This is a genomic window from Clostridium sp., from assembly GCF_032576335.1.
In the GTDB taxonomy this organism is placed as follows: Bacteria; Bacillota; Clostridia; order Oscillospirales; family Acutalibacteraceae; genus Faecalispora.
The window spans coordinates 1-17,087 of record NZ_JAWFXC010000022.1 but is presented as its reverse complement, the minus strand read 5'-3'; the positions used below and the strand labels follow the sequence as shown (position 1 = coordinate 17,087).

Sequence of the window (17,087 nt, the reverse complement as noted above, 5' to 3'; positions counted from 1 at the left end):
CACTTGTAAACAGAAGAGGGAGCGCAAAATGGATCATTTTCTGTTCTGGTTGTGAGATGCACTGATAGAATGAGCGCTTGTTGTGGAATTGGCCCTGAATGAGGAGGGCCTATCCGTTACAAGCGCTTTTTTGTTGCCTTACAGACAAGGCAACGCGGAGCTGGGGTTAAACGGCAGTTCACATTTGCGGTAGTGATGAGCCGCGAAGAATTGTGGGTTATTTTTTATGTTGAATCACATTAGCAAGATTTTTACTCCCTTGTGGGAATGGCACAATCACCAGCGAACCCCCTGAGCACTTTGGAGGAATAAATAGAATCTCCCAGCTTCGCCGCGCTATTGTCTGTAAGAGTACAAAGCCGCACACATCGCCTGTGTGGCTAACGCCGTTCCTTCATTGGAACGGCGTTCTTTTTTGCCTATACATTCTTTACAGCCAGTTTCTGCTTACTTTACCAGCAACTATGCAAAAACTTTCTCTAGACTAAATGAAAAGTCCAACAGATTTTAGAGCGGCTAGTGCCGCAGAGAATTTCTTTTTTCTTTTCATTCGCTCCTCAAGCCGGGGCAGGCTCTCCTTTTCTTGATGAGAAGAAAAGGAGGAAAGACTCACCAAAGGCTCCGCCTTTGGATTCCGTTTGGGGAACGACCACAAGCCAGAAAACGAAAGCTTCTATAAAGGCGCTCCATTAAAAATGCCCACTCTCCTTTGCTTATTCAAACAGATAGCATAATGCAATCTTCCGTCGGCGGTCATTTTTAGAGCGCTCTTGTCTTCTCGCAGAAACATGTTCGGTAGCGAGGTACTTGTTTCATTTACGAGCGGCAAATCAAAACCTTACTTGCAATCTGCAACGCACAGGCTTGTTTCCTGTGCGGAAAACAGATGCAGAGCGGGAGCTCTTCCCTTGGAAGGCCTTTGCAACCTTTCACCCTTTCGTGAAAGGTTGTGCCCGCCCCGGCATTAAGATAGATAAATTCTCTAGACCATCACTATTATTCAAATAAGTAAATATAAGAGAAGATTATTATAGTATGGTATAATAAATATATATTTAAAAAGTATTATAAAAATAGGAGGGAATCATTGTGCCGGTGGATGACTTGAGTATTCATGCTACTCCAGTAAAAAAACGTTACAAATTAGCAAAAAAAAAGCGTTATAAGCTCTCTTCTCAAAAAAAACTCTTAATTCTTGGAGCAATCATTCTATTTTACCCAGTTATTTTTATTTTTGAATTGCTTGCTGTGGTTCAAGTGATATTGCCTTATGAATTTGAGGTAACCGTTTTTTCTGAAGAATTCAAGTATCTCTATACTCTACTTGCACCAGCTGTGTGCATTTATCTAACACGCGGCTCCTTTCCGCGAAAGTGCCCTAAATTGTTGAAAACCCTGTTGCAGCCGTTCGCGTATCGTTTCCTTTGGGGCATGGCGCTTTTATCGACGGCCTTTTGTGTTGGATGGATGTTCCGCTTGTACGAGTTTTTTTTCCTAGATGCTTTTGCTACGGCACTTGGCATTACAATGGTAATTTGCACGGCTCTGTTTTGGGTTCTAGTTTTTGGGAATCAGTTAAAGCCCAAGTGGCAAAAATCCGCTTTTTTTCTACTCTGCTCCATTCAGCTAGTTTTAAGCTCCTATTTTGAGACATTGTTCAGTATAAATCCTGATTGGCTGGATAGCACGGAGATTTGGCAATTTGTTGCTTGGGTAGGGACTTTGCCACTAATTGAGGGTGCAGTGTTGTGCGGATTGGCTTGTATTATATTTCATTTAGTCGAGTGGTACAAAAGAAAAAATAGTCCAATTATTAAATCGTAGATATAGTTTATCGTATCGTTGTATTTACTGCTATTTATTGGCGGCAAATCAAAGCCTTAAACGCAATCTGCAACGCACAGGCTTGTTTCCTGTGCGGAAAACAGATGCAGAGCGGGAGCTCACTCGAATTCCAAAGGCAGAGCCTTTGGTCGTTGAGAGGGGTTCTAGGGGAGAGAATCGATACTCTCCCCTAGAAGGCCTTTGCAACCTTTCACCCTTTCGTGAAAGGTTGTGCCCGCCCCGGCACGAGGGGCAAGCTCTGCGCCAGCAGAATGCCTTTACACCGTAGTGAAAAACTTTTTTTGCGAACGAATTAATCACTTCCTAAATGATAAACAGAAAATTAACACATACTTATCATATATGTTAAAACAAGAAATCGATATTTTTTATTGGAGAATTTAAAAAAGACAAAATAAATGTATGGTGAAAACTTGATTTTGAGAGTTTTAATTCTTTCAAATGAATATAATGCCTTTAAAATGGAAAATCACCGGCTCTTTACAAGCTGAGAGCTTTGTTGTATACTGATTTATGGCAACAATTTGATAAAGTTGCATACAATAGTATTCAAATGCTGCAAACGGGAAAAGTACCCGGAACAAACGCACCAGAGAGAAAGCGCCACCGGCTGTAAGCGCTTTTTGCGGGGAGTTCGGCGGAAAATGCACCCGTGTTCCGTAAAAGGAGAGCAAGCAGGGGGAACAGGCACAAATGTGCGCTGAGTATCTCTGTTCGGCACGGCGCCGTTACCGCCGCTGAGTAATAAAACGGAGTGGAACCGCGGATGCCGCCTCCGTCCCTTTTGGGGGACGAGAGGTTTTTTTATTGCCATTTTATTGCTTTTACCAAATTGTGATGCCATAATGGAGGAGTCGGGTATGTTTAAAAATTTAAAAGCGGAGCTGGACTCGATTTTAGAACGTGACCCTGCGGCAAGATCTCGGTTAGAGGTTTACTTGCTTTATTCAGGCTTTCGGGCTGTGCGCTCCTATCGAAAAGCGAATTGGTTTTATCGCCATAACATGAAGCTGATTGCCAGATATATTTCTCAGCGTGCCCGTCATAAAACTGGGGTAGAGATTCACCCTGCCGCAACAATCGGCAAAGGCTTATTTATAGACCATGGTATGGGCGTGGTAATCGGTGAAACGGCCGAAATTGGCGATTACTGCACACTGTACCAAGGGGTTACTTTGGGCGGAACGGGAAAAGACCACGGGAAACGCCACCCAACCCTTGGCAATAATGTAATGGTTGGCTCCGGTGCAAAAATTCTTGGGCCGTTTAAGGTGGGAGATAACGCGCGTGTTGCCGCCGGTGCGGTGGTACTCAGCGAGGTGCCTGAGGGGGCAACAGCCGTAGGTGTTCCCGCCAAAATTGCCCGAATCAACGGTGAAAGGCCCTACGATTTGGATCAGATTCATGTGTCTGACCCCATGCAGCAAGAGATGGCAGACCTGCAAAATGTTTGCGAGGCATTGGGTGAACAGCTGGAGCAGCTTGTAAATCGTTTGGAGACCTGCCAAAAAGAGCGATTCCTATATGAAAAACATGAATGAAAGATACGTTAAAAGACTAAGATAAAAATAGAATGACGGCGCAGTAGCGCAGGAGGTTTTCTATGAAAATATACAATACATTAACAAGACAAAAGGAAGAGTTTATCCCTATAAAAGAGGGAGAAGCAAAAATTTACGCCTGCGGTCCCACCGTGTATAACTACATTCATATTGGTAATGCCAGACCCATCTGTGTATTTGATATTCTGCGCCGCTATATGGAATACCGTGGCCTAAAGGTTACCTTTGTCCAAAATTTCACGGATATTGATGATAAAATCATCCGTAAGGCAAACGAGGAAGGCTCCGATTATTTGACGGTTTCCCGCAAGTATATTGAGGAATATAATACCGATGCAAGCGGACTGAATGTGCGCCGTGCAACGGTGCATCCTCTTGCAACGGAAAGCATGGAAGATATTCTCCAGATTATTCAAAGCCTTGTAGAAAAAGGGTATGCCTATGCTGCGGGGAACGGGGATGTTTACTTCCGCACAAAGAAATTTGATGAGTATGGCAAGCTTTCTCACCAGCCGCTGGACGATTTGCAGGCTGGCGCACGTATCAGCGTGGATGAAGTGAAAGAAGATGCCATGGATTTTGCTGTGTGGAAGTCCGCAAAGCCCGGCGAGCCAAGCTGGGATTCCCCTTGGGGCAAAGGCCGCCCCGGCTGGCATATTGAATGCTCTGCTATGGCACGTCACTTTTTGGGAGAGACAATCGACATTCACTGCGGTGGTCAGGATTTGATTTTCCCCCACCATGAGAATGAGATTGCCCAAAGCGAATGCTGCAACGGGGTTCCCTTTGCCCATTACTGGATGCACAATGGTTATATCAATGTAGATAATCATAAGATGAGCAAATCTCTCAACAACTTTTTCACGGTTCGTGAGGTTGCGAACGTGTATGGCTACGAGCCGATTCGCTTCTTGATGGTTTCGTCCCAGTATCGCAGTCCCATCAATTATAGCGTTGAAATCATTGAGCAGTGCAAAGCGGCGTTAGACCGCCTCTATAATTGCCGAGACAACCTTATCTTTGCGCGTGACAATGCCCCTGAGGGCTTGAAAGAGGGCGAGCAGGAGCTGGTTGATGCTCTGGATTCATTCCGCCAGCGTTTTATCACCGCAATGGACGATGACCTCAACACAGCAGATGCGATTTCGGTCTTGTTTGACCTTGCGCGTGAAATTAATACCAACCTGATTCCCGGTGAGAAGAGCAAAGAGCTTTATAATGCGGCTTTGGCTTTGTACGAACAGCTTGCCGATGTTTTAGGGCTTTTGTACCAGAGAAATAATCAGTCTCTCGATGAGGAAATTGAAGCGCTGATTCAGCAGCGTAACGATGCTCGCCAAGCAAAGGATTGGGCAACCGCTGACCGTATTCGAGATGAACTCAAAGCGCGTCATGTTGTTTTGGAGGATACCCCCCAAGGCATTAAGTGGAAGATTGTAGAATAAATTCTGCCTTAAGCACGGACAGCCGTTTTTCGCGGCTGTCCGTTTCCGTAATAATACAGATTTTACTTGATAAGAAAGGAAGAGCAAATCAGTGGCAAAGGAACATAAAACAAATGTGATGCGCATTTTAGATAAGGAAAAAGTAGCGTATCGATTCCATTTCTATTCACACGAGGACGGACTTATCGATGGTGTATCTGTGGCACATAAGCTGAATCAACCGGTGGAGCAGGTGTTTAAAACACTGGTGACTCGAGGTGCCAGTAAAAACTTTTATGTATTTGTGATTCCGGTAGAGCAGGAGCTGAACTTAAAGGCTGCGGCGCAGTCCGTCGCAGAAAAATCAGTTGAGATGATTCATGTAAATGAAATCAATGCCGTTACCGGCTATATACGTGGCGGCTGCTCTCCCATTGGCATGAAAAAGCAATTTCGAACAGTTATTGACGAATCCTGTATGGCGCTGCCTGCCATCATCGTAAGCGGCGGTAAAATTGGCACACAGGTGGAGTTGAAGCCGGCAGATTTAATTGCGCTGATTGGTGCCACTACTGCAAGCTTGTGCAAATAATGTATTTGACAAACCGGGTACAATTCTATATGATTGCAGGTAGAATAGGGCTCCCAATAGGGGAGTAAAACGGGAGAGAATAGAATATGAATGAGGAAAAGGCAACATTTGTTGTCGATGTGCTGTATCGCAGAGCCTCAACCTGGCAGGGCAACCTGCATTGGCTGGAGGGGGAGAAAGAAAGCCCGTTTCGCAGCGAAATTGAGCTTTTAAGTTTGATGAACAGCGCATTGGAAAAGCAGAAAGAAACCAAGCCGAAGTAGGGATACGGCTTGGTTTTTCTTTCAAGGATTGTGTGGATTCGGCAAAGAGAATGGAATTCAATGTGGTTTTCTCACTTTTTGCAGAAATTGTATTGACAAAATCTAATAAAAATGATATATTATTCAAGCGCTCAATTTTTGAGTCATGCTGGTGTAGCTCAGTTGGTAGAGCAGCTGATTTGTAATCCCGAATAGACAGATAGAATAAACGTAGGAGTTGCGGAAAACCGCATGAATCCTACGTTTTTTAATTTTACCCCAAGCGTAAAAAGAGCAAAAAGCAATTGAGGGTATCCAAAGGTATCCACATAAGCAGTGATTTTTATTGATATTAAAGAATTATATTTTCACATTAAAATGAATAATAATTCAAAAAAACAGCCTGAATTGATAAGCTGTGTCAATTCAGGCTGTTACGTTAATAGGGAATATGGGCTTATTTATTCCATAATAGTTTCTTGTTCTGTTTGCGGCAGCGAAAGCATATCACAATACACTTGGTTGATTTGCTGACCAGTACGCTTCGCCTCGTCACTTCTAACGTGTGTGTAGACACCCAAAATTACATTGGTAGTAGAATCCCCCATCAAACGCATGGCAGTTTTGACAGAAACGCCAGACTCTGCTAGTGTGGTGGCAAAGGTATGCCTGAACTTATAGAGGGTGTACTCTTTTCCAAAGCCATGGCGCTTTTTGAAGCGGTTAAATGCGGTATTCAGAACGTCATCCCTCATAGGAACATCAGTTGACGAGGGGAACAGGAACTGGTTCTGGTATTTTGCAGGGTGATTCTTTTCCAAATACCCCAACCATTCTTGAATTGCTTCGATTCCGTATTCACCTATTTGCAAGGTACGAACTCCTGCAGGGCTTTTTGTGGGCCCAATTGCGCACTCTCTGCCAGTGGTTTTGGAAAGTGCGCTGCTCCCTAGTATTGGCTTCATGATGGCAGCCTGATGGATGTGAATCTCACATGTAGCAAAGTTCACATCGGTTTTCAGCAAGGCACGAACTTCTTCCGGTCTCATTCCGGTTAGTGTTTCCAATATAAGAACTGTGTAAATCATAGGATCGCTATCCTGTTTTGCATGGGATAAGATGGCGTTGATTTGTTCCTTCGAATACACCTTTTCATCATCGGAACGTAAATCTCTTTGCGTAGATTTCGCTTTTTTCACCATTCGGCCTACATCTTTCGGGATCAGATTGTCCTCAGCAGCAACAGCAGTCATTTTACGCAGGACAAGACGAATCTTATCCAAGGTACTCTGCGACATATGGGACATACTGTTCAGGAATTCCTGAATATCCATTCGTGTTAGCTCGTCTAAGTACATATCTCCAAGTTTTGATTTTACAATTAGCTTTGCGCTCGTGGCATAGCAATGCTTTGTGCGTGCAGTGGGAGCTGTAAACATCGTAAAGAGATGCCGATCCAAATAGTCCCGAACGGTAATGCGTGGAGCATTTTGCATGGGGAGAGTGGTTGGTGCTATGGGTACGGTGGGAGCTACCCCAGAGCCAGAAGCGGCCTCGCCCATTTCTTTCAAAGCATTTCGCAGTGCTTCTTCTGCTTCTTCTCGAGAGTAAAAATCCCCTTTTATGATTCTGTTGCGTTTTCCGGTGACTGCATCTTTCCCATTGCTGATGGCGTATCGGAACACGTTTCTTGCTTTTACATATAGAATACTACCTGTGCCGTACGGCGTTTCCATTTTGAAAACCTCCTCTTCGTTATTTGGTTTGGTATCATAACTCTGACCTGCTGATTCTTCAAGTCCCAAATATCGTTCCAGTACAGAAATGGGAACAATGGTGAGATTTCCGATCTTTTTAACACATAATTCTCCGTTCTCGATAAGATGATCAAGGTCAGGGACGCTCACTCCCAATTCCTTTGCCGTTTCCTCCAGCGTTAAAGTCTGTTTGCCATACTTTTCGTTCAACTCCATTTTGATACACCAGCCTATTTGTAAATAGTCAATGTAAAACCACATTGCTGGTGTTTAAGCACAGCCTCCTTGTTCAACTGGAAAAACAAAGGGCAATATCCTTAACAAAATAAAAAAATATGTTAATTATTCTGTAACTGAATAAAAAAACAGCAAAAAACAAGGGGCGAAGGATCAACTCCTTCGCCCTAATGTGTCAATGGTTTTGATTTATGGTATTTATGGGTACTGAATGTTTTTCAAAATAAACCTTCTTTTAGAATCAAATCAGAACGAATTAATACTAATTGAGCAGATATCTCATTTGAAAGAGAAATTGACTACCAAAGCCCAGAGAGAATTGTGTTTCAGAAATTGCCTGAATATAAAGGTGCCAAAAGCATAGTAGTCACTTTAACGCTGGAAGGAAAGATAATCTGTTGTATTGAACGTGCAATAGATGGTTTGGAGCTTTTATAATGAGTACTCTCGTAAGAGGGGCGTTACGTTACATAGCGGTATTTTGTGTCATATAAGGGATATAAAAAGTAAAACTTTTAAAATTGTAAGCATTTATTATAAGTATACTTATAATATTATCTGCATTATTTGAAAGTTTGCAGGTGAAATGATGAAAAAATATTCTCCTGTTTTTTTAAACGAACAAGGGAGTACTGCTTGTAATTGACAGGCAGCACTCCCTTGTTATTGTTAAAACAATGATAGTTAAGATAATTGCTCCAACTCATGTACAAAACGGTAATATGTGTTTCGCTTCAATCCTAACTCCTGCATCAACTGCTTTGCCGAAATCTCCTGATTTTTGACTCGCTCCAACTGCTGCGGAAAATCCTCCGGCATCATAATCTCAGGTCGACCGAATTTCTTTCCTTTTGCTTTTGCTGCGGCGATGCCTTCTTCCTGACGCTTTCGGATGGTGACACGCTCCTGCTCTGCAATGCTGGATAAAACCTCAATCAGAATATGATTCACCATATCCAGAACCCAATCCTGTCCTTCTGCTAAATCAATTAGGGTAGTTGGTAAATCTAAAACCTTTATGCGAACATTCCGCTGGCGGTAATATTCCAACTCCGCTTTAATGTCCGCTTTGTTTCTGGATAGGCGGTCAAGCGAGGTTACAACTAGTACATCCCCCTCACGAAGCAAGGCGTTTCGCAATACCGCATAGTTCGGTCGGTTAAAATCTTTGCCAGAAGCTTTTTCTTCTATAATATTGCGCTCTTCTATCCCAAACTGGCGTAGAGCTGCAATTTGTCTGTCTAAATGCTGTTCTTTGCTGCTCACCCGAGCATAGCCATATATTCGCATGAAAAGCCTCCAATCTGTTGAAAAACTACCAACGGCGAAGCTGCCCATATTCCAAATACCCCTTAAACCTTTTGAAACAAAGAAGCCATAGGAAACAAGAGGCAGCCGGGTAGTCTATTTAAGTACACCCTAACAAACAAGTTACCTAATACAACGCAGCGGGCTGCTCTCATACAGCAGCCCGAACCGTGTTGCGCCCGTGTTCGCCCCGTGTGGCGGTAACAGGCAGAGGACAGCCGCCTAATACCCCAAGCAGCCTTGCACAGCACGTTGGCAGCCGTAGCCCAGCGGTGAGGATGATACCCCTACACCACGAAGCGGCGAGGGCAGGCGGGGCGGTAAACCTTGCAGAATACAGCCCAACCTGCCATTGGACAGTGTGACCGCTGTGAGCCGCCGTGTGGCTCGAAAACAGGCGGCAGTCCCCGTATGCCCCCGAAAGCAGCTTGCACGGACGTTGCCCCGCCGTGCGCCCCATAAGGAACAGCGGGAGTAGCGGGAACCGAGGGAATAGCGGGAGTAGCGGAAACCGGGGGAATAGAGGTTACTTTCCTGTTGTTTGAAACGGAACGACTGCACAAATCCGATAGAGGTTAAACTCCTCAATCGTGACTTGTGAATTGCTGTGACAGACTGGAAGATGCAGGGTGGCGGATTTGCCATCCCACGCACCGGAGAGAATCGACTGCCAGCCGTAGCGGTATTGTCGGAACAAAAAGCCTCGGCATAGGCTCACATCACGAGTCGCAATGGTGGTTCCTTCCGCATACCGGATTCTGACCGGACTGCTCTGGCACAGGCGAAGCAAATGGGTCGCTGCCTCTATCACCAGAAAATGGGGAGTCAGCTTCATGGTGTTCAGGTTGACTACCTCCTGCCGAAGCGTGGGAACTCCCCGGCTGTTGTGCTCCAAACGGATCGAATGTACCTTGCCCGTGCGGATCTGTTCGTCCAGTCCCTTGAGCAGAAAGTGACGATTTTCTGTCATCGTTTGCTGTGACAATCCCCCAGCAAACGCCTGCATCAAGGGTAGGCTCCGGGTGCTGATGGAGCTGGTAAAGCCGCCGGTTTGTGTTTTGTGCTGGACACTGCAGCAGCTGGTCTCAAGCAGATACACCCCGCATAACGCTGTGGTGTGCTTTAAGTAGTCGATCCCTTCGCCGAGATACTTCTCTAAGGAGAATTTCTCCAGCTTTGCAACCTCTACATCCAGCGAAAGCGATTTGTCGATGCCTTGAAATTGTTCTAAAGACAGCTCATGGCCGACTTTTCGTTTCCCCAGCACCAAAATCTTACCGGTTTTACGCACCTGTTTTTGCAGTCTGAGGTAGAACTGGTTGTTTAAGTGCCAATTCACCGTATTAAACTCCCCGGCGTAATTTGGCTCCATATCGTTTGTCATTATTTAACAAACCTCCTTACTAAATTTTAGTAATACATTTCTGTATCCATAAAACAGTACCCCAGCCTCTACAGAATTGAATGGCACATGAAAACTTTTCTCTCAAAATCATATATCCAAAGCAATTTCATTTTTTTGTGAAAAATCCTTAAAAACACTCTGCAAAAAAAGTTTGGATATGCTGTTCTGATGCGCAGAGAAAAATTAAGATAATGGGGCAGTGTTGGGAGTTGTTGCAGCCCGAAACCCCGCCCAGCCAGCCGGAAAATGCAAAAAAAGAGAAGCTGAGAGAATTCCGCAGAAAAATTAAGAGAAAACCGAAGTGGAAATTAAGACCAAAATCAGTGCCTTTTGCAGCAATCGTATGGTTTTAGTTCAGCAGCTATCGTGTGCATTTCAAAACACAAAAAATGCTTCATACAAAAAGAATCTCCAGCTCCAATGAGGTTTGGAGCTGGAGAAAGCAGGTCTTTAGGATCGTTCCTTAAAGCCATTTAATTGGGACAGAGAGCTACCGGGAGATTTTGAGGAAGAAGCAAAGCTTCCACCAGATACCCCAAAGAAGCCGTAAGCCAATTGGTACTCCACCCATAGGCTGGTCTTTCGTCCATAGCGGTTCTTTAAAAGGGTGATGACTCCCTTTGAAGAATCCGCAGGGTGACTCTCAATGGCAAGGCAGATATCTGAGCTAAATTCAATCTTACCGGACTCTTTTGGTGCGCCCAAATCGAAGCTGCTTTGGAAATGACCATTGGTAAGCTTTGCTTTTGCTTTGTCATTGGAATAGTACTGCTTTCCGGTTTCAGAGATGGCAAGGACAGGAGAACTGTATGTCTTAGCAATACGATGAAGAATTGCACTCACATTTTCTATGTTCGTCTTGCTATCTTGTGCATACCGTTGACTGCGCAGCAGCTGCAAATAGTCAATGAGAAAAACAGCTTTCACACCATGGGTAAAGCAGTGCTTTGCCATTCGTTCCAAATCCTCGGCAAACCGAGCGTCTTCTGCATTGAGCAGTGTCACATGAGGAAATACGTCCTTCCTTAAGATGTGCAAAGCATCAGCGACAGCTATTTGCTTTGTTTTAGCGAGCTTTTGCATCCCGGCAGACAGGGTGCTGTAGGGAATTGCTTTTTCGGGAGCTTGTCGAAAGCTTTGTAGAGAAATCATGCGCTGAAGCATCTCGCTTTTTGCCATGTCGTAGGTACAGTAAAACACTTTTCGGTTTTGCCGTACAAAAGAATTCAGCATTGCAAGCAGAAAGGCGGTTTTTCCTGCTCCCGGCGCACCCACCAGCGTGACAAAGCTGTTGTCACGGATACCCCCGTGCAGCATTTTGTCCAGCTCGTGTATTCCAGTCGGGAGGGCTTCGGACGATTCCATCCCATTCAGGATAGAATCAAATGTCTGATCCAAGGTAGGGGGCAGTTCGGTGACTGTATCCAGCTGACTGGGCTGATTCAGCAGGACTTTTTCTGCCTCTGCTTTTATCAGATTGACATTGGATTCAAACTCTTCGTCGCTATGCTTTAGAAAATCATTGGGGTCTTTTAGCCCTAGCTCATTTGCAGGGCAAAGTGTCCCAGTGATGTCATACACATTTTGGAACCCCTTTTCCGCCAGCTTGTTTTGCAGCTTTGCACTTGCTGTTCGACCAGCCTCATCGTTATCCATGCAGAGTAAAATCACGCAGTCCCGAGAAGAAAGTGAATCCAGCAGGTCATAAAAGTAGCGGTTCCCCGTCCCCAATAAAGCGAGAGCAGCAATGTCGCATATTGTTAGGGAAAGTGCATCATATACCCCCTCAGTGACGGCAAACACCTTTTCCTGAGCCGCTCTTGCGTTGAACACGCCGCAAGGCTTGTCCTTATCCTTGTAGTAGTTCGAACCATTGGTGTCGAACGGTTTGTGGCGCAAGGTGGAACCGGTGCTTGTTCGGAAACGGATTTCGCAATCTTCCAGCTTATCCTTTGGGCAAAAGAAAAGCTCGGTTCCTGCCATTTCAGCAGGAATCCCACCGACAGAGCGGGACTCCAAATACCCCACTAACATTTGAACGTTTTGATTTTGAGCCTGACTGAAATCCATTTCTCATTCTCCTTCCGTGTCCCTAACAAACAGGGACTCTGCTATTGTTCGTGCTTCCCCAAAACTTACCCCTTCTACGGCCTGAATCAAATCCAGAAGATCTCCATAAAAGTCGCAGCCAAAGCATTTAACGTTTGGCCATGGGTGATTCCCAGAACTATAAAAGTGCATGCTGGGGTGCGCATCATGATGATTCGGCAGCACACAACAAAAGTTATCATCAGCTACCCCCTCTACCCCTAGATGGAGCAGATAGTCTTTGAGAAAGTATTTCAGAGAATTTATCTTGTTGCGATAAGACATCCTCTCATAGTCTTTTAGAGGAATGAAGGCTCTAAAGGAAAAGTCCTCAGCCGGCAGCTTTGCTAAGCTGGCGTTCTGATATCCCTCATAGCGAATTGCAATCTTATTTTTGGAGCTGTTCAGCTGGGGGACTGTGGGATTGTCTTTATTCCCATCCCTTCCCAAAAAAGTGAAGAGTTTAAAGGACTGAAAGTGCTCCATGAGCTTACTGTACTTCTCAAAATAGTAATTGCTTCCCAATCCATGCGACAGACGGTTAAACCATCTACGCAGCTTTCGACTGCGGTTTCCAACATCCAGAGAAGTATTCCAAACATAGCTATTCAGCTCTGGGATTCGTTCAACCAGCTCTCGCAGGGAAATAATAACCGCTCTCCCGCCTGTACCTCTCTGGGCAACCAATACAGCAAGGAGCAAGACGGCAAGTGCAGCGTTGGAATCCTTTGCACCCAGAATAGAGGAACGAATCATGGGTGTGTACCAATACAGTATGATGTGCTCTTCCAATTGAGCATCTACCTGTGTAAGAATTTCGCTCAAAATCTTACTGAAGTAGGTGGTCTCGCAATAGAGGGTCACACCGTCGGGCAATAGCTCCAAGTTTGTGAACAGCCGCTCCTTCTTTAAAGCAGTTCCTTGATTTTCTACCCCAAACACCTCAAACAACTCTTGAAATTGAATCAAAAAGCTGAGCCGCTGTGCTTTGTCCATTTTAATCCTTGCAAATTCCCCGAATTTGTTCAGGTTAATCTGGAACTGGGTACGGTTTCGTGGGTCATCCGTTTGATACAGGTAGCTGAACAGTGTGTAAATCAAAAGGATGATTTTACTGGAAATCGGCAATTCGCTTCCTCTAGAAATCCTTTCTAAATGAAAGCGTTCTCTCTTTCGCTGTTCCTTATTACCGGGCAGCAGCGCACAGGAATACCCCTTTAGGCTAATTACGGTAAGAGAATCTTCTGTCTTCATATTACCGTCTCCTTTCGGTTTGTTTTGCAATATCAACCGGAAAGGATATGAAGCCCCTCCTGAAACACTCTTATTTGAAAACTGCTATGCAGAGTGTTTGTTCCTGCGGTTCCGGTTGATTTCGCTACCCCTTATATTCCAACTCTCGTGACCACTGCTTACGCAAATTTCAAAGTCTAAGGAGAGGGCAAACACCTTGCCGTTCGCTCGAAATCTACCCCAAATACAGAAAAACGAGGGGAAAAGAGAGGGTACTCCATTCTTCCAACAGCGAATCCATACTGCCGATTCTAATGTTTCTATTTCTTCCCGGCTAGATATCCCCCCAAGAGCAACTTGTCAGGCCGATTCTAATCCAAGGGTCAGGGTGCAGGTGTGTGTATCCATACCATCTTGGAATCCATGCTTTGTCATTTCTTTGTGAAAGGCTGATGTCATGTTCTCTCTATTCCGTGTTAGAGCTTACTGTCAATTTCTCAATCAATCCAGTAGCAATCGGAAGCCCTTCCTATTTTTGCTGGGGGAAAATACATAAAAAAAGAACCTAGGCCGTCAGGCCGATAGGTTCATATCTTCGATATGGATTTATGTCAGCTAAAAAAACAGAAGCTAAAACAGGTTGAAAATCGCATAGCACAGCCGTTTTTAGGGATAAATGGAGAAACAATTTCTTGCCACTTAGGGGGGCGTTTTAAGCCACTATAGGGGAGCTTTTTTACCACTTGAGAGATTTTAAAGCAGAGGAATGCAAGGCAGCGTAAGGGCTGCTTGATACCCCCACAGACAATGAATTAAAAACACCATCAACCTCACTATTTATTATAGTTTAAAGTCCTAGTGTATATGTATAAAGAAGCTCCAAACTGTAGTGTTGATTACAGTTTGAAGCTTCTTTGTTGTATTTATATTTGTAAAATCCTACCCCTTATAAGTAAACCTGCTTCAAATGCACAAAGCTTTGCTTTTCTATTTTCTTTATCCTATAATGAATAAGGCAAGTGAGGTTTTTAAGTGTGGCGACACCACTATTATTTAGGAGTGATAAGGTTGATAGAAATGTTTAGATTTTTAACACTGTTTTGTCTCTATCTGAGTGCCATTACAATCTTACAATCGGTTGTTTTACTTTGGTACTCAGAACGAAACCAAACGAACACGGTTCCTTTGCGCTATTTCTTAATTAGTGCTTTTAACCCTCTGGCATGGACTGTTATCCCCATGCTAGTTTATGCGTACTGGAAAGGGTATCGAAACAACTAATCTATTGTAACAACCTATACTCCGCAAAGTACCTTCGCCAGCCTCACTTGCTGTATTATTATAGTTTTAAATCCTAGTGTGTATGTATAAAGAAGCTACAGACTCCTAATTGTATTGGAATCTGTAGCTTCTATTGTTTATTGTATAGTGCTAATCCTACCCCTTAATACTTATCTGTTGTAACCAGAACCGTTCATTTTGTAACCAGAGGGGACTGCCGTGCCGTAACCATTACCCTCAAGGTGATACCACTGTCCGCCTACTTTAACCATCGGCCACATATGGGCTACTCCATTGCGTGTACCCCAAGCAAGTTTAGCATCGTATCCGTTTGCTTGAAGAACTGCTTGCTTTGCTTTGGCTCTATCTCCACACATTGTATTTTTACCTGTGAAGAAGTCATAAGCACTGCCAGCACTGCCTTGGCCAGAGCCTCCAGAACCTACATAAGATGCTAGAGCGGCTATATCTAACCAAGTATCATTGCGCTCTACCCCCAAATACATGTTCCACTCTTCATCTGTAGCATCCGTGTAGAAGCTGTAAGTGGAAGCATATTTGTCACTTCCTTTAGCGGCGTTCGCCTTATCCATGACCAGATTAAATTCAGATTCTGACTTAGCTCCATAATTCGCTCCGCTGTAGAGGGTCTTGATGGCACCTGTTTCTGGTTTGGGAGCAGGTGCTGGTGCGGGAGCTGGTTTTGGAGCTGGTTTTGCTGGTTCGGGAGCTACTGGTGCTGGGGTCGGTGCCGTACTTGTAGGCTTGCTCTCCGGCTTTGGTGCAGGTTTGGGAGCAGGTGCTTGTGAGGCGGGTTTCGACTCCGGCTTCGGGGCTACACTTGCTGGCTTCGACTCTACCTTTGGTGCCTGTGATGCAGGCTTTGCAGAGTTGAGATTAGGCGAACTGGAAGTCTGGGACACGGGACTTGAAACGGGCGGGGCTACGCTCGATAGCGTTTCAGATACCCCAGAGCTAGGCGAGGAACTTTGTTCCGAAGCCGTCTCCCCTCCCACTAATAATACCAGCGTCTCCGTAGCATCTACTAGCTTCGGGAAAGTACCAGCTACATCACCTTGTAATTGTAGGTCAGGCTTCGTGATATCCATCTTGAGAAGCATATCATACGCCTTGTTGATTTTCTCCGAGTAGACCGTATCTGCTTGTAGGTTTACGTTGTTCGTAAGCTCCTCCTGTAGCAGTATCGCCGTGGCACAGGCTTTGGCGAGGTCGGGCTCTGACACCTGATTCTGTTCGTAAGCAGCATAGAAAGCTTCTGTTTGTGTATAGAGGTTGTCCAGATTTACGGTATTGATTTGTGAACTGGATTCACTGATTACCGCATTTGCTGGGACTGCCTCTGCCTCAGCAGTGGAGCAGCCAGAGAATGCAATGGATGCACTCAATACCCCTATAAGACATGCTATGTATTTCAATTTTGCTTGCTTTAACATAAGAAAACATCTCCTCACATTGTGTATCCCTATTATATATCTCTACAAATAGGATTGTCAAATCTTGTTAAACATTCAAATGGTATTGATTTATAAATAAGCCCTATGCTCACCCATATAATGGTTTTATATCATTTCAGAGGGTGGGTGAACGAATGAAGAAGCAATTTCATGAGCTTTTAAGGGATTTGCGAATCGACTCGGACATGACGCAAGAACAAGTTGCCAAGATATTGGATATATCGGCAAGCCACTATGGTCACTTTGAAACCGGCATCCGGGAACCCAATCTACATACAGTAAAAAGGTTATGCGACTTGTTCCACGTTTCGTCCGACTACTTGCTCGGACTAGCTCCGGATGAATCTGCGGAACACCTACTGCGCCAGTATTCTGCTTTACCCCAAAGGGAGAAAGACAAGGCAGCGGAATACATCGAACTGCTGTACCGGAAATATGGCTCCAAAAAGAAATAGAATCCATTGGATTGAAGCGGACTGTAATTGATGCAGTCCGCTTTCTGCATCTGTGTCAGGTGGAATATGGGATACCCCATATAGTGCAGCTCCTTGCGATTGGATACGATCCAAAATGAAGTTTGGTAATTTGGTAATACCCATATACCCCAGCTCCTTGTAATTGAATACAGTCCAAAATGA

The 17,087-nt window shown here is 44.6% G+C and carries 13 protein-coding genes; 6 read left to right on the top strand and 7 right to left on the bottom strand.

From position 1 onward, the window contains the following. Positions 1-1,089 precede the first annotated feature (1,089 nt). From E7L17_RS14425 to E7L17_RS14405, 5 genes are all read left to right on the top strand, one after another. Complete coding sequence (locus tag E7L17_RS14425) at positions 1,090-1,824, top strand: hypothetical protein (RefSeq protein WP_316323832.1); 735 nt, start codon at positions 1,090-1,092, stop codon at positions 1,822-1,824. An 881-nt stretch (positions 1,825-2,705) separates the two neighbouring features. After that, on the top strand, positions 2,706-3,386 hold the full coding sequence (gene cysE, locus E7L17_RS14420) for a serine O-acetyltransferase (protein WP_316323831.1): 681 nt from the start codon (positions 2,706-2,708) through the stop codon (positions 3,384-3,386). Between the two features lie 62 nt (positions 3,387-3,448). Then, on the top strand, positions 3,449-4,852 hold the full coding sequence (gene cysS / locus E7L17_RS14415; protein WP_316323830.1) for a cysteine--tRNA ligase: 1,404 nt from the start codon (positions 3,449-3,451) through the stop codon (positions 4,850-4,852). Positions 4,853-4,943: 91 nt separating this feature from the next. Beyond that, complete coding sequence (gene ybaK, locus E7L17_RS14410; protein ID WP_316323829.1) at positions 4,944-5,423, top strand: Cys-tRNA(Pro) deacylase; 480 nt, start codon at positions 4,944-4,946, stop codon at positions 5,421-5,423. 86 nt (positions 5,424-5,509) lie between these two features. Further along, positions 5,510-5,686 carry a hypothetical protein gene (locus tag E7L17_RS14405; protein WP_316323828.1) on the top strand — a complete coding sequence of 59 codons (177 nt, stop codon included), beginning with the start codon at positions 5,510-5,512 and terminating at the stop codon, positions 5,684-5,686. Between the two features lie 440 nt (positions 5,687-6,126). Here E7L17_RS14405 and E7L17_RS14400 read toward each other — a convergent pair whose 3' ends face one another. The 7 genes from E7L17_RS14400 to E7L17_RS14370 all read right to left on the bottom strand — a co-directional run bounded on the left by E7L17_RS14400 (position 6,127) and on the right by E7L17_RS14370 (position 16,428). Continuing rightward, positions 6,127-7,638 (bottom strand): tyrosine-type recombinase/integrase, encoded by a 1,512-nt coding sequence (locus E7L17_RS14400; protein ID WP_316323827.1) that lies wholly within the window; start codon positions 7,636-7,638, stop codon positions 6,127-6,129. Positions 7,639-8,343: 705 nt separating this feature from the next. Further along, positions 8,344-8,949 carry a recombinase family protein gene (locus E7L17_RS14395; protein ID WP_316323826.1) on the bottom strand — a complete coding sequence of 202 codons (606 nt, stop codon included), beginning with the start codon at positions 8,947-8,949 and terminating at the stop codon, positions 8,344-8,346. Positions 8,950-9,118: 169 nt separating this feature from the next. Continuing rightward, the gene (locus E7L17_RS14390; protein WP_316323825.1) at positions 9,119-9,427 is read right to left on the bottom strand and encodes a hypothetical protein; all 309 of its coding nucleotides are present in this window, start codon (positions 9,425-9,427) and stop codon (positions 9,119-9,121) included. 66 nt (positions 9,428-9,493) lie between these two features. Next, positions 9,494-10,351, bottom strand: a complete 858-nt coding sequence (locus E7L17_RS14385; protein WP_316323824.1) for a hypothetical protein — start codon at positions 10,349-10,351, stop codon at positions 9,494-9,496. A 471-nt stretch (positions 10,352-10,822) separates the two neighbouring features. After that, on the bottom strand, positions 10,823-12,442 hold the full coding sequence (locus E7L17_RS14380; protein ID WP_316323823.1) for a DnaB-like helicase C-terminal domain-containing protein: 1,620 nt from the start codon (positions 12,440-12,442) through the stop codon (positions 10,823-10,825). A 3-nt stretch (positions 12,443-12,445) separates the two neighbouring features. Further along, complete coding sequence (locus E7L17_RS14375) at positions 12,446-13,714, bottom strand: CHC2 zinc finger domain-containing protein (protein ID WP_316323822.1); 1,269 nt, start codon at positions 13,712-13,714, stop codon at positions 12,446-12,448. Positions 13,715-15,144: 1,430 nt separating this feature from the next. Beyond that, positions 15,145-16,428, bottom strand: coding sequence for a transglutaminase domain-containing protein (locus tag E7L17_RS14370; RefSeq protein WP_316323821.1), 1,284 nt, complete (start codon positions 16,426-16,428; stop codon positions 15,145-15,147). A 155-nt stretch (positions 16,429-16,583) separates the two neighbouring features. Here E7L17_RS14370 and E7L17_RS14365 point away from each other — a divergent pair, with 155 nt between their 5' ends. Continuing rightward, a complete protein-coding gene (locus tag E7L17_RS14365) occupies positions 16,584-16,904 on the top strand; it encodes a helix-turn-helix transcriptional regulator (RefSeq protein WP_316323820.1) in 321 nt (106 codons plus the stop codon). Positions 16,905-17,087: the final 183 nt, after the last annotated feature.

Coding starts and splice junctions, on each gene's coding strand:
- E7L17_RS14385 (WP_316323824.1), bottom strand. CDS start 10,351: ATGACAAACGATATGGAGCCAAATTACGCCGGGGAGTTTAATACGGTG.
- E7L17_RS14380 (WP_316323823.1), bottom strand. CDS start 12,442: ATGGATTTCAGTCAGGCTCAAAATCAAAACGTTCAAATGTTAGTGGGG.
- E7L17_RS14405 (WP_316323828.1), top strand. CDS start 5,510: ATGAATGAGGAAAAGGCAACATTTGTTGTCGATGTGCTGTATCGCAGA.
- cysE (WP_316323831.1), top strand. CDS start 2,706: ATGTTTAAAAATTTAAAAGCGGAGCTGGACTCGATTTTAGAACGTGAC.
- E7L17_RS14365 (WP_316323820.1), top strand. CDS start 16,584: ATGAAGAAGCAATTTCATGAGCTTTTAAGGGATTTGCGAATCGACTCG.
- E7L17_RS14390 (WP_316323825.1), bottom strand. CDS start 9,427: ATGGGGCGCACGGCGGGGCAACGTCCGTGCAAGCTGCTTTCGGGGGCA.
- E7L17_RS14375 (WP_316323822.1), bottom strand. CDS start 13,714: ATGAAGACAGAAGATTCTCTTACCGTAATTAGCCTAAAGGGGTATTCC.
- E7L17_RS14370 (WP_316323821.1), bottom strand. CDS start 16,428: ATGTTAAAGCAAGCAAAATTGAAATACATAGCATGTCTTATAGGGGTA.
- E7L17_RS14400 (WP_316323827.1), bottom strand. CDS start 7,638: ATGGAGTTGAACGAAAAGTATGGCAAACAGACTTTAACGCTGGAGGAA.
- E7L17_RS14395 (WP_316323826.1), bottom strand. CDS start 8,949: ATGCGAATATATGGCTATGCTCGGGTGAGCAGCAAAGAACAGCATTTA.
- cysS (WP_316323830.1), top strand. CDS start 3,449: ATGAAAATATACAATACATTAACAAGACAAAAGGAAGAGTTTATCCCT.